Source organism: Falsibacillus albus, from assembly GCF_003668575.1.
In the GTDB taxonomy this organism is placed as follows: domain Bacteria; phylum Bacillota; class Bacilli; order Bacillales; family DSM-25281; genus Falsibacillus; species Falsibacillus albus.
The window spans coordinates 204,101-216,941 of record NZ_RCVZ01000003.1 but is presented as its reverse complement, the minus strand read 5'-3'; the positions used below and the strand labels follow the sequence as shown (position 1 = coordinate 216,941).

At 42.8% G+C, this 12,841-nt stretch carries 12 protein-coding genes; 5 read left to right on the top strand and 7 right to left on the bottom strand.

The features are described from left to right. Nucleotides 1–8: 8 nt before the first annotated feature. The 3 genes from D9X91_RS06060 to D9X91_RS06050 form a co-directional block, all read right to left on the bottom strand. The gene (locus tag D9X91_RS06060) at nucleotides 9–275 is read right to left on the bottom strand and encodes a PTS sugar transporter subunit IIB (protein ID WP_121679687.1); all 267 of its coding nucleotides are present in this window, start codon (nucleotides 273–275) and stop codon (nucleotides 9–11) included. A 19-nt stretch (nucleotides 276–294) separates the two neighbouring features. Next, nucleotides 295–2,406 (bottom strand): BglG family transcription antiterminator, encoded by a 2,112-nt coding sequence (locus D9X91_RS06055; protein ID WP_121679686.1) that lies wholly within the window; start codon nucleotides 2,404–2,406, stop codon nucleotides 295–297. A gap of 258 nt (nucleotides 2,407–2,664) precedes the next feature. Beyond that, nucleotides 2,665–3,426: an SDR family NAD(P)-dependent oxidoreductase gene (locus D9X91_RS06050; RefSeq protein ID WP_121679685.1), complete on the bottom strand. Its 762-nt coding sequence runs from the start codon at nucleotides 3,424–3,426 to the stop codon at nucleotides 2,665–2,667. A gap of 121 nt (nucleotides 3,427–3,547) precedes the next feature. Here D9X91_RS06050 and D9X91_RS06045 point away from each other — a divergent pair, with 121 nt between their 5' ends. After that, nucleotides 3,548–3,922 (top strand): MerR family transcriptional regulator, encoded by a 375-nt coding sequence (locus D9X91_RS06045; protein WP_121679684.1) that lies wholly within the window; start codon nucleotides 3,548–3,550, stop codon nucleotides 3,920–3,922. Between the two features lie 25 nt (nucleotides 3,923–3,947). Here D9X91_RS06045 and D9X91_RS06040 read toward each other — a convergent pair whose 3' ends face one another. Continuing rightward, complete coding sequence (locus D9X91_RS06040; protein ID WP_121679683.1) at nucleotides 3,948–4,316, bottom strand: winged helix-turn-helix transcriptional regulator; 369 nt, start codon at nucleotides 4,314–4,316, stop codon at nucleotides 3,948–3,950. Nucleotides 4,317–4,449: 133 nt separating this feature from the next. Here D9X91_RS06040 and D9X91_RS06035 point away from each other — a divergent pair, with 133 nt between their 5' ends. From D9X91_RS06035 to D9X91_RS06025, 3 genes are all read left to right on the top strand, one after another. Beyond that, on the top strand, nucleotides 4,450–5,430 hold the full coding sequence (locus D9X91_RS06035) for a zinc-binding dehydrogenase (protein ID WP_121679682.1): 981 nt from the start codon (nucleotides 4,450–4,452) through the stop codon (nucleotides 5,428–5,430). A 150-nt stretch (nucleotides 5,431–5,580) separates the two neighbouring features. Next, nucleotides 5,581–5,985, top strand: a complete 405-nt coding sequence (locus D9X91_RS06030; RefSeq protein WP_121679681.1) for a hypothetical protein — start codon at nucleotides 5,581–5,583, stop codon at nucleotides 5,983–5,985. Between the two features lie 335 nt (nucleotides 5,986–6,320). Then, nucleotides 6,321–7,445 carry an acyltransferase gene (locus D9X91_RS06025; protein WP_121679680.1) on the top strand — a complete coding sequence of 375 codons (1,125 nt, stop codon included), beginning with the start codon at nucleotides 6,321–6,323 and terminating at the stop codon, nucleotides 7,443–7,445. 430 nt (nucleotides 7,446–7,875) lie between these two features. Here the strand turns inward: D9X91_RS06025 and D9X91_RS06015 are convergent, their stop codons facing one another. Then, nucleotides 7,876–10,011, bottom strand: a complete 2,136-nt coding sequence (locus tag D9X91_RS06015) for a polysaccharide lyase family 8 super-sandwich domain-containing protein (RefSeq protein WP_121679678.1) — start codon at nucleotides 10,009–10,011, stop codon at nucleotides 7,876–7,878. Nucleotides 10,012–10,268: 257 nt separating this feature from the next. Between D9X91_RS06015 and D9X91_RS06010 the strand changes: the two genes are divergently transcribed. Further along, nucleotides 10,269–10,709, top strand: a complete 441-nt coding sequence (locus D9X91_RS06010) for a YybH family protein (RefSeq protein ID WP_121679677.1) — start codon at nucleotides 10,269–10,271, stop codon at nucleotides 10,707–10,709. A gap of 355 nt (nucleotides 10,710–11,064) precedes the next feature. Here D9X91_RS06010 and D9X91_RS06005 read toward each other — a convergent pair whose 3' ends face one another. Together D9X91_RS06005 and D9X91_RS06000 are read right to left on the bottom strand one after the other, a co-directional pair. Beyond that, complete coding sequence (locus D9X91_RS06005) at nucleotides 11,065–11,484, bottom strand: VOC family protein (protein WP_121679676.1); 420 nt, start codon at nucleotides 11,482–11,484, stop codon at nucleotides 11,065–11,067. Between the two features lie 30 nt (nucleotides 11,485–11,514). Then, nucleotides 11,515–12,738 carry a glycosyl hydrolase family 28-related protein gene (locus D9X91_RS06000; protein WP_121679675.1) on the bottom strand — a complete coding sequence of 408 codons (1,224 nt, stop codon included), beginning with the start codon at nucleotides 12,736–12,738 and terminating at the stop codon, nucleotides 11,515–11,517. Nucleotides 12,739–12,841 lie beyond the last annotated feature (103 nt).

Here is a 12,841-nt window from a genome sequence, read left to right as displayed (position 1 = left end):
TAAGTGGACTACATATTTTGTTCTAATGCTTCACGGAGTTCGTTTTTATCCACTAAGTTCTTCAATTTCACAATTTGTTTGCGGCCATCTTCCAGACTGCCTACAATATCCTCTGAACCGATGAAGAGGTCCGCCTGTTCTGTTTTGGCTGTTGTCAAATCGGTGTGGGAAACCTCGGCTTCTTTCCCCATTTCTTTCAGTGCCGCTTTCACATTCATTTCTACAATCATGCTGCTGCCTAGACCATTACCGCATACAACTAATACTTTTTTCATTATTTTTTCCTCCTCAATTTTAAACTTCTATTGTTTGGTTGATTAATTCAATTACGGTTGTACGATCACTTGCTGAGATTAACTGCTCCACATTGTTTTCATTTGATAGCAGTTCTGTAAGCTGTGCCAATGCTTTTAAATGGGTTTGATTATCAATCGCCGCCAGCACGATGATTAACTGAGCGCGATGTTTATCTTTTTCTGAGAAAAATACGGGTTCTTTGAGTCGTAAGAAACTCATACCCAGCTGTTCGACACCAGCCTCTGGACGGGCATGGGGGATGGCGATGTTTGGGGCGATGACAATATAAGGCCCCAACTCCTTGACGTTATCAATCATGGCCGCCACGTAATCCTGCCGGATCGATTGCTGGTCGATCAAGGGCTGGCTGGCTACCTTGATCGCTTCCTCCCAATTGGTTACCTGATCTTTGAGCTGTATCGTTTCTTCTGTCAAAAGTTCGTTGAGCATAGGCTTTCTGCGCTCCTTTATCCGGGAAGTATTTTGTTCTAATAGATGGATCAATTCTTTTTTCAGTGCATCTTCATGATGGATGGTCGCATGGCTTTTGATCACATCCATTAGGTGATCGGTCATATTCTTTTTCGATGGCTTAGAGTCGAAAAGCTCATTCATCCTTTGTATGACCCGTTCCTTTTCATGGTTGGTCAAGATGGCTGGCACATGGATAACTGGAATGTCCTTTTCTTTTATATAATTGGTGGAAAAGATGACATCTGCCTCGTAATCAGTTTTTCGATATTCCCTCATTGATAGCGTGGTGATGACACTTAACCCAGCAATCAAGTTTTCTAATTGGGTTCGGAGCATATTGGAAGTCCCGATGCCGTTTTCACAAACAATGATGGCTTTGAACTTCGTCTCAACCTTCTTTTTCTCTTTCGATAACCAGCCTCCGAAGTGCATGGTGATATAGGCAACTTCTTCATCGGGAATGGCCTTCCCGACATACAGTTCCAAATGGGTCATCACCCGTTTTGTCAAATGGAAGATGTCTGGATAGTTCCTTTGAATGCTGTCTGCAAGGTCATTCGCGATGTGCAATCCGTATTTGAGCCGATAAAACGTCGGTTTAATGTGGGAAATCAGATTTTCTTCCAGCCCATTTTTATCATCGAACACTATACAGGAATATAATTGAAAATCATCAATCATCCGTTGAACGACTTCTTTCAGGCCTGATAGTTCTCTTTCGGTATAGCGGGTAAAGTTATCATGTTGGACTTTGGATCCCAACAGATTCATGGTTATGAAACAAACTTCATCATCAGGAAAAGAGACGTTCTTTACATTTTTAAGTTTATTTGTGATATGGAGGGCTGCTTTGTATGCTTCTGTTTGCTGAAGGACCTGCTTTTCTTCTTCCGGAACAAGAATATACTTGTGCAGCTCTATACGCTTCAGGATCATCAAAATTTGCAGGGACAGAATCGCTACCATTTCATCTGTCAATGTTAATCCTAATTCGTTCTCAGCTTCAAAAAGAATCTCTCTAACCAAGCTTCTTTGAGCCGTTTCATGTGACCACGTGGAAGCTTCCGGCTGGATCATCTTATAAACTTCATTCCGAACGTTTTGCCAATCCGGATGAGAGAAGATGGTGGCCAGTATATTAGAGAGCATCGTTCTTTTTGCATCCTCCGGACCGCTCAAGCAGTATCCTGATCCTTTCTTGTAGTACAACTGTAATCCAGCTTCGTTGAACTCTTGCTTGATTACTTTAATCACCTGCGCAATCGTCCCTCGGCTCATGCTCGTTAGTTCCATGAATCTTTGCATGGAAGCGTCTTTTTCTTCTAATAGGATATTTGCTTTAATCAAAACTTCACGTTCCTGCTTCGATAATTGATACTGCCAATCTTCAAAACTTTGATCCCGATAATCGATCAGCTTCTCTTTCGATGCAGGAGGCAAATATAATCCATCTCCATGTTTACTTTCAATCGGTTCTAATTTCTGATTTCGCAACCAACTATTGATTTGATCGAGATCGTAATAAATAGTCCGTTGCGACAAGTGCATTTTCGCAGCTAGATCTTTCGTTGGGACCGGAACAGTCGAATGCTGAATGATGGATAATAAGTGTGCACGTCTTTTATCCAGTACCATGAGGATCCTCCTTGTTTTATCTCGTCAGTGCATTTTTGCATCTTTATATCATTGTTAATTTGATGATCATCTTATGAGTCTAGTATATAGGCTATTTGAAAGCATTGAAAGGGGTTTCAGTGTGCAGAGTTTGTATGGTTCATTTTTGCAAAATTGAACAGATGGAAAGATAAGCATCAGAATGAGGACTGATAACGCTAAAAAGCCCTTCAAGCAAATTTTTAGCTTAAAGGGCTTTCTCATGGATTATTCTGTATCTTATCTGGTTGCTCTATCGACATAAGGATAAATTGGATCTTTCAGGCTGAACTCATACGAGTATCCATCCACGATGCCCACTACCTTATCGCTGTCATAAAGGTCGAGCATGAAGCCGGCCATTTCTTTTGCAGTGTGGTATTGAGGAATAGTACCTTCGTATTTAAACTCGTCCAAGTCCATGGATCGTTCGGCAAATTCCGTTTCAGTAGCAGCAGGAGCCAATACTTTCGCCTGCATCTTTGCCCCTTGAGCTTTGAGTTCATTTGCCAAACCTTCAGTAAATGCACTCACATAGAATTTCGTTGCACAGTATGTGACGGCATTGGCGACGATCGTATAGCCGCCTCCGGATGAAACGTTGACCAGCTGAGTACCCTCAACTTGTGCATAATCGCGGACATATAGTGAGGATAGGACGGTCAGTGCCTCGATATTTAAATGAAGCATCGTTTGAATTTTGTTCAAATTTTGTTCTCCCACTGGGTCGAAGTTGCCGAAACCAGCGTTGTTGATCCAAGTCTCAATGTCATATTCCTTCAAATCATCATAAAACTGATGGACCTGGTCCATGTTCGATAAATCGACTGTTCGGACGATTATATCCAAATCAGCATTCAACTCGGCGATTTTTGCTTTCAATTCCTCAAGCTTCTCTTCTCTCCTGGCGGCAATGATCAAATTCTTTCCGCGCGCCGCAAATGCCAATGCCGTTTCATATCCGATCCCTGAGCTTGCTCCTGTAATCACAGTGTATTTCATATGAACGCCTCCTAAAATAATGAATGATTTAATTCTATATGGTGAGTATAAGGCTTAGAGTTTACTCTAAGTCAACTATTAACTTATAATAAATGTATCATTTGAAAAAGGAGATCGATTTATGTACGCCATCAGGGATGTTTCCAACATGTTGAATGTCAGTGCACATACGCTTCGATACTATGAAAAAGAAGAGATATTGGCTCCTGGGAGAAATGAGTATGGGGAACGTGTATACAATGATACAGATGTAAAGTGGCTGCGCTTTGTCATGAAGCTTAAAGAGACTCATATGCCCATTGCTCAAATAAGGGAATATGCCCGGTTGGTAAAAGAGGGTGACCATACTTCACAAGAGCGTCTGGAGCTGTTGGAAAAGCATCAGCAAGCCATCCAATCCCAAATCGAAAACTTGATCTCCACTGAAAAAATGCTTGAGGATAAAATTTCGTCCTATAAAAATTTTCTGATGGAAAACAGCAGAGGGGCAAAATAAGCGTTGGTCAACAAATTCCTATCATTTAGTCCATGAAATTATAGGTCGTCCAGCAGCGATTCATCGTGATCCCTTGCGTCTGTGCATACTCGTCTCCCCATTTACACATTTCAAATAGGGTGGATTGCAGTTTTTTTCCCATTTCCGTGGTTGCATATTCCACTCTTGGGGGAACTTCCTGATAAACGGTCCGTTCGACCAATCCGTGCTCCTCCAATTCACGCAGCTGCTGCGTGAGCATTTTTTGCGTGATATTTGGCAATGAGCGCTTCAGTTCATTGAATCGTTTGACCCCTTCATTTAAATTCCACAATATCAAGACCTTCCATTTTCCGCCGATGACGTCAATGACGAGGTCGATTGCACATTGGTAATCTGATTTTAATTCCTTCATTATTTATTCCTCCTGTAGGTCACCAGGTTTCCAAACGGTGACTAGGGCACAAAATAGTGCCTTCTTGTATGAAACAGTTACAGTATATATTATATACCGTATAAAGAAAATCAATTAATAGGAGCTGTTATAAATGAAAGCACTATTGCTTAATGATAAAGGACTTTGGAAGGAAATGAAGGTGGAGGAAATCGAAGCGCCGAAGCCGAATGAAGGGGAAATCCTCATCGAAGTCCATGCAGTCGGTCTGAATCCGGTTGACTATAAAACAGCAACCGGAGGAAATCCCAATTGGTCGTATCCACATATTATAGGTTTGGATGCAGCGGGAGTTGTGGCTGAAGTTGGTGAAGGCGTGACCCAATGGAAAAAAGGAGATCGAGTCGTGTATCATGGCGACCTAACGAAGAAAGGTGCATACGCGGAATTTGCCATTACGAAGGCTCATATGGTTTCGGAAATCCCTGATTCTGTATCCTTCGAAGATGCTGCTGCTATCCCGACTGCCGGGTACACCGCTTATCAATCCTTATTCCGTAAGCTGCCGTTCGACCAAATAGAAACCATCTTGATTCACGGAGGTGCAGGCGGCGTCGGAGGGTTCGGCATCCAATTGGCAAAGCTGGCGGGTAAAACCGTCATCTCAACCGCTTCTGCCCATAACCATGATTATGTGAAGTCGCTTGGTGCAGATTATGTGATCGATTATCGCGAAGAAGACGTTAGAGCCTGCGTTATGGAAATTACAGATGGACGCGGAGTCGATGCAGTCGTGGACGCCGTCAGCAGACAGAGCGCAACAGATTCGCTTGACTGCCTTGCTTACATGGGGCACATCGTTTACATTGCAGGAGCACCGGACTTTACGAAAATCAAATCATTCACGAAAGTTGTGTCGTACCATGAAATTGCGCTCGCTGCCGCTTATCAATCAGGTGATATGAGGGCGGAACAAGATCTTGCCGTCATGGGAGACGAAATGCTCTCGTTGATGGCTGAAGGAAAACTAGACTCCATGCTGAAGGAAGTCATCTCGTTGGAAGAAGCACCTGAAGCTTTAGTACGTCTATCAGAACGCCATGTAAAAGGAAAAATCGTTGCGAAATTAAAGTAATCATATATTTGTGGAAAAATGACCTGCCAGGTTGGCAGGTCATTTTTGATGGGGGAGAGTGAGGATCGAGATTGTGGAGGAAATCGTCTATCACGCTAAAAACTCGGGAATGGCGCAAAAAATCAGAGTTACGCGCAAAAAAAGTGGAGAATGGCGCAAAAACCCGAGTTGCGCGCAAAAAAAGTAGAGAATGGCGCAAAAACCGGAGTTACGCGCAAAAAAGTAGAGAATGGCGCAAAAACCGGAGTTACGCGCAAAAAAAGTGTAGAATGGCGCAAAAAATTAGAGTTACGCGCAAAAAATTGGGGAATGACGCAAAAAATCAGAGTTACGCGCAAAAAAAGTGGAGAATGGCGCAAAAACCCGGAATTGCGCGCAAAAAAAGTGGAGAATGGCGCAAAAACCCGAGTTGCGCGCAAAAAAGTAGAGAATGGCGCAAAAAACAGGAATTGCGCGCAAAAAAAGTGGAGAATGGCGCAAAAAACTGGAGTTACGCGCAAAAAATTGGGGAATGACGCAAAAAATCAGAGTTACGCGCAAAAAATTGGGGAATGACGCAAAAAATCAGAGTTACGCGCAAAAAAAGTGGAGAATGGCGCAAAAACCGGAATTGCTCGCAAAAAAGGATTTAAAAGTAAGTGTCCACCCGGCTGCTCCCCATAAATGAAAAAACAAAAAGGACTTTCTAATCAAATTTTAATGTTCGGCAATTTCTAGCTCTATTGACGCATCCCGAGGCTTACGGATGTTTCCGTTTACAATTGTTGCATTTCCGACAAATGTCCCCAACTGGAAATCGGGACGTTAGGCTATATTTGCCGATAAGTGCACACAGCCTGTCCTGAGGCGATTAAAATAAAGGAGGAATCCAATAAAAGGAGGAAAATTCATTGGAAAAGTTACCTACAGCAAACACGAAAAAAGAAAAGACTTATTTGTTTGAAATTCACTTCCTTCGTGCATTTGCTTGCCTGTTGGTCGTAGGCGTGCATGTATCGGCGACCAACTATTTCATGAACGGAGAGAAATACACATGGTTCACGTATTTTCTTAATCAAATCGGTCGTTTCGGTACACCGATTTTTGCAGTGATCAGCGGTTTCCTGCTGTTTTATCAGCTGCGTATGAGAAATAATTTTGATTTGGGTTATTTCTTCAAATCAAGAATGGCCAAGGTAATTATTCCATTTTTCATATGGAGTTTGGTTTATAGATTTTTACTTTATTACTACGATCACCAGGCATTCGGGAATTTCTGGCCGGAAGCTGAAAAGGTGATTACAGGTAATTCGTTCTATCACCTTTATTTTGTTCTTATAGTTGCGCAATTTTATTTGATTTTTCCATTACTGCAAAAAGTTCTGCGGACGCAGTCGCTCGTGCTTATTTTCACCGTGATTTCGTTCATCATCAGCTACAATCTATATGGGTTCCACCCGGATATCAAAGGCGGGCTTGGCGCATTTTTAGCAAGCAAATCGTTTATGCCGATCTGGATCGCTTATTTTGCTTTCGGTGCGTTCCTTGCTTACTTCTGGGAGGGAATCGTTAAGTATGCGACAAGCAGACCATGGAGGATGCTGCTGCTCGCATTGATCATTTCGGCAGGCGCCGTTGTTGAATATACGATGCATGGGTACGTATCGAACCGTCGTTTAACAAACTTGGCGAATATTCCTTTGCTTTCGATTGCGATCATCGGTACTTTTCCACTTCTTAGCAAATGGAATTTCATCAAGCAGCCAATGGTTTTGATCGGAAAATATTCAATGGGGATCTATCTTGTCCATCCATTGATCCTATATTTGATGGCTAGGCATTTGCCTGAACCATACTGGGATACGCGTGCCATTCTTGTCATGTTCGCGGCAGTGATGGTGATCGCGATGATTTTCATCCGAATCATTCAATTCATCCCATTCAGCACATTCATCATACCGGTTCCGAAAGTGAAGAAAATGAAACGGAGCGGTGTTAAGAAACAAGCACCAGAACCGATCAAACAATCTGCATAACGGAAAAGAGGTTGTTCCGAAATGGAACAGCCTCTTTTTTGTTGGTTTTTTTCGTAGTGTGCTGCTATATATCAAAGCGTGAGCTAGGTTGATTTGCGCTGCAGGCTGCTCGCTATCCGAGGGACCTTACACGAAGTGAGGTCGTTCGGTGTTGGCACACGATGTGCCGAACTTAATCGAACATCCGCCTTACATCTCCTCGCTCCGCTGCGGGTTCTTATCCGACTCGCTGTTCCCTCTGGAGCCTCGTCCCTTCCGCTGCAATCAACACTAAAAGATGAATTCTTTCAGAAAACCGCCAACAAAAAGAAGCAAGTTTTTCACTTGCTTCTTCCAAAGAGAGGAGTAGATTGGTATCCACTGCAGGATGCTCTCTTTCCAACGGGAGGGAATTGAGGAGCATCACCGCAGCATCTACCCCGTTTGTGTTTTAGTTAATCAATTTAAAATGTGTGTTGCTCTGCGATCCTTGAATTTCGGTAATCCCCCGTTTGTCCAGCCAGTTGGCGTTGGTGCCCTCTAGGTGACGGTTGACCGATACTTTAACAGGAGATTTATCATTCTTTGCTTCGACCGTTTTGATGGTCCAATTATTGTTTTCTCGTTTTAATAAAATGGAGCAGGGGGAATTTACATGTATTGCAAGTCCGTCCCCGGTTTTTAATGTTCCTTCTTTCCAGAATATAGCCTGTATATAATGAAGGTTGTTGTTTTCGACCGCTTGGATATCCTTTGTATTTTTTAGAATATTGATCGGATTATGGTTTTTGATTTGATCGAATTTTTCCTTTGAGACGCCTGGTACGACAATATATTCATAGCTGGAATTTTTCGGTTTTCTGCCATGGTTGATCCATAGTTCAAGCACTTTTTTATCGACCGTAGAGCTTTTTTCATAGCGGTGATTGATGGCGCTCCAGCTTGATTTTCGCTTGTTCAGCAGGATGTGGAGCCGGTCGTTTTTGCCAGGCAGGATATAGCCGATGTGATTATGAAATGCCCAGCTTGGCTTGTCGACTGTTTCATGAACATCTTTGTCCAATGTTCCATTATCGGAGGTTTGGACAGGTTCTTTCCATAATCTCTGATCAAGCGTTGTGACGATCGGGCTGCTGCTATTTGAATGGATGCCTGCACCCAGGGCGACCACTGTGTCTTTGAAAAAGAACCATGATTTTTTAGCCTTCAGGTTTTTGTAATTGATATACATGGCTGACATGCCGTACTTCCCATCGCTGTTTCCGAAGGTTGTATTTTCCTTGCCGGAAGCAGGTGTCGTTACCTTGCCGCTGTGCACGACTGTGGTACCGGGAATCTTTCTCCAATCCCACACAGGGAAAATATCGGCGTAGCCGCTTCCGTGAAGGTAGAAGAGATTTGCTCCGTCTGCCAAATGACGGTTGTTCACGCCTTCTCCGTTATAATAAGGCTCGCTTGAGTTCATTCCTTTCGGCAGCATGCGGACGGATGTATAGTAGTTCAGTTGATGGTGCACCATCAGTCCGGAGGTGCCATAATATCGATTCCCGCTGAAAGGAGGGAGCTTTCCATCAAGCCGTTCGATGAGCCGCCTGTAATCATCCTTCCTGGTCGTCGGCAGCCCCTCCATGATTTTGGCAGTTTGCATCAAGTCGCCCATTTCATTGCTCTTCCTGGTGATACCGCGGCCGAGAGTTGTATAGTCGATCGTTTGACCTTGCGTAAACCATTGAATGCCATCCAGGATAAAATGGGATAAAAGGTTTTCCTCATCGTGCGTAAACGCATAGGATGTGCCGTTAAGCAATTGTGCCATTCTTGCCGTTTCAAGCGCGTAGCGAATGCCATATGTCCCGACCTGAACAGCGTCTTGATGCTGGTGGAAGGTCATATCGGGCTGGATTCCGATGCTGCTCACTTTAATATTGCTTCTTACCGATTGGGCTGCTTGGTGGACTTGCTTTTTATTCTTTTCTACCAACGCCATCGTCAAGTCGATCTTGTCGGCCTGAACGAGGTTGACCCCTTCCAATACGGGGGCGTCGGAATGGATATAATGATTGATTTCTTTGACGGTTCCCGATTTTGTCTCATCAGTCAGATGATCATCCATCAGGAAAAGGATATTGCTCATCAGCATCGGGATCCGCAGTCTGTTCCACCACCAGTTTTCAGCCTCGACATCAAGGGAGTCCCAGTATTTTAGTCCCGATTCAATATCATAAAGCAATTTTTTATTGTGATAATCTGGGTTTTCTTTTGTACTATATGCCTTTGCCATCGTTTCAAGCCTCTGCAGGTGGCCGACCACGCTGCGTGGATTACTTTTGTTTCCATGATAGGAAATATCACTGAACTGACCGTCTTCCTTCATTTTTTGCAAAAAAGACTGGACTTTGATCGTCTTGGCTGATTCTGTCAATTGACTGTCAAGCCGCTTTTGGATATCTTCGATGACATGTTCCTGCGGATGACGTTTTTTCTTAGGTTCTTTAGGTTCTTCCTTGTGCTGCAGTTTGAAGATGCAGATTATTGCAAGTGAAAGTGCCGTTAAGAAAATAAGGATTTTTTTCCGTTTTTTATTCAATGATTGTTCACCCTAGTTGTCTAAGTTGTATTTATGTACGCAGCTTGTTAATAACCTATCATAATTTTGAGGTCAGCTGATTGCTGTGATGAAATTGAAAAGAGAATTTAATGGATTATTAGCATTGAAACTTGGTAGTAAAGAGAATGATTCGCTTTAACAGCTGAAGGCCCAATTTGCCAAAACGTATAGAAGGAAATATATGTGGAATATCGAAACTATAATAGGTTGCCATTTAAAACAAAGGGGATGAACGCATGAAGACTCATTTTAATAAAGTCCAGGACGTTTTGGGAAATTACAGATCTTCCATTTACGAACAGGATGTTGAGAAATTCCTATCTTCTTACTCACCTGATATTCATATTTATGACTGCTGGGGAAGCTGGGAAAGCAAAGGGGTTTCACAATGGAAGGAATCGGTGATTGGTTGGTTTAATAGTTTAAGAGAAGATGGTGTGCTGCTGAAAGTAGACTTTGCTGATTCAGTTGTCGAAGAAAACTTGGATATCGCCTTCGTTCATTGTGCGGTTACATTTGCAGCCCACAGTGAAGAAACGGGGGAGAAGCTTCGCCAGATGACAAATAGATTCACATTCTGTTTAAAAAAAGAAAACGATTCCTGGTGCATCACACATGAACATTCATCATTGCCGATCGATATGGAAACCGGAAAGGGTATGTTTAATTTAAGGTAAAAATATTGACAAGGGTGTTTTACAAAAGTTTATTAGTAATAATAAAAGTTGAGTAATGTTGGTTTCCGCTGCAGGATGCTCGCTTTCCGAGGGGACTCACAGGAAGTGAGGTCGTTCGATGTTGGCACACGAGGAGCCGAACTTAATCGAACATCTGCCCGATACATCTCCTCGCTCCGCTGCGGGGTCTCACCTTGCCCGCTAATCCCTCCGGAGTCTCGCACCTTCCGCTCCAACCAACATCAATGATCGATAACTTTAAAAACCGTTTGAATAACAACAATTTTGGTGAAAACAGCCATTCAAAAAAAACGAGTATGAAATCGCCATGATTCATACTCGTTCTTTTTTTAATTTATTTTGTTTCCGGATAGTCGCAGTATTCGATGATGGTTCCGTCTGTGTCAGCAGGATTTAAATAAATCAAACGTCTGCCGTGCTTGTTGATCCGCAGTGTGTCCTCGAGTGTCCGGATGCCTTTTGATTTCAATTCAGAAAGGGCGGCATCGAGGTCATGTACATGGTAGGCGATGTGGTGCACGCCTTTTCCTTTTTGCTTGATGAAGCGGGCGATCGGCGAAGTTGTGTTATTGGTCGGTGACAATAATTCAATCCTGCTGCCGTTTACTTCTATAATCGCAATCTCGCTTTCGACTCCCGGTGCTTCGCTTCGATAGCGGTCAAGCAATCTTCCGCCTAATACCGTAGTATAAAACGATATGCTATCTTCAATTCTGCGCACCGCAATCCCGATAGGGTCTAGTTCATATTCCATCGTATCCCCCCTAATTGAAATCGATCGCTTCTATTGCGGGATATTTGAACTCGTCAGGCTTTTGATTTTCGAGAAGTGATTTCCAGACACCTTCAATCCCTGAACATGAGCGACCATATTCACGCCATATCGGCCATTCATCAAAGAATTATTGATGACAGTAATGTTTTGGAATTGACTCGTACCGTCGTAGCCTTTGTTGATCCTGATCAAATCTAATGTGGAATCTGCAGAGTTTTCCGGGTTTGAGATGGCGTTCCCTGAAACATAAACGTCATTTCCGCCCGCAATGTCGATGGCCGCCGAGTATGTCCCGATCCCGCCGATGGTATTGTCTTCAACTTTTACATTGTCTGCATAGACCGAGATGGCTGACCACATATCGTATTGGCCGTTCTCTTTATACGTTTCGTAATGATTGTTTCCATGAAAGCTATTAAAAATATGATTGTTCTGGATGACGGCTCCTGGGGATTGGATTTTAATGGCTCTTTTATAAGTTTTTGAAAATGTATTGTTGATAATGCTCAAACCGACGTCTTCATTGAAGCCTTGGACCACGATCCCATCTCCATCATCCTTTGGGCCTATGTCCGATATGGAGGAGTTTTGAATCGTGATATTTTTACTGCCCGTTTGTGTATCCAATGCGGGACTGATTAAAATCCCCCTTGCCACCTTATGATACCATCCAACTTTGGAAGAAACATTTTTCGCGAATACATTATGAATTGTCAGTTTGTCCATCATTACATTTTCCACGCCTCCCTCGATTCTGATGGCAATCGGTGTGGAATAGGCGAGGGTCTTTGAATCAGGCTGTCCAAAGTTTTTGAAAACCGTGGAGCTGAGTGCCAGATCTTTTGTTCCGTCCATGATCGTCATACCCCGTAAAAATGTATGGCCCCCATCGATGGTCAGGTCGTGGATGCTGATTTGATCCCCTAAAACCCTGAACATCGTATCGCCATCCGTCTTTGCTTTGATGACGGCATTTGTGCCATATACTTCTGTGTTTTCTTTAACAATAATGGCACTTGATATTAAATAGGTTCCTTCAGGAAAAAAGACTTTATGTCCTTTTCCGTGGTAGAGTGCTTTCTTAATGGCGACAGTGTCATCTGTAGCTCCATCTCCCACAGCTCCAAAATCTTTCACGTTAAGAATCCGATTATCTGCAGAAATTGTATTGGATAGTCCAAAAAACAATAGTATCGACATAAGAAATAGTATAACGCCCTTTTTTGTACTCATAAAGCTTCCCTTCTTTTGATGAAATTTTAATTTACTACTTTAGTATCGGTTTCTTTATACCTATATTTACAAAAAAAGAGAAAAAATGATGAAGATTATACTA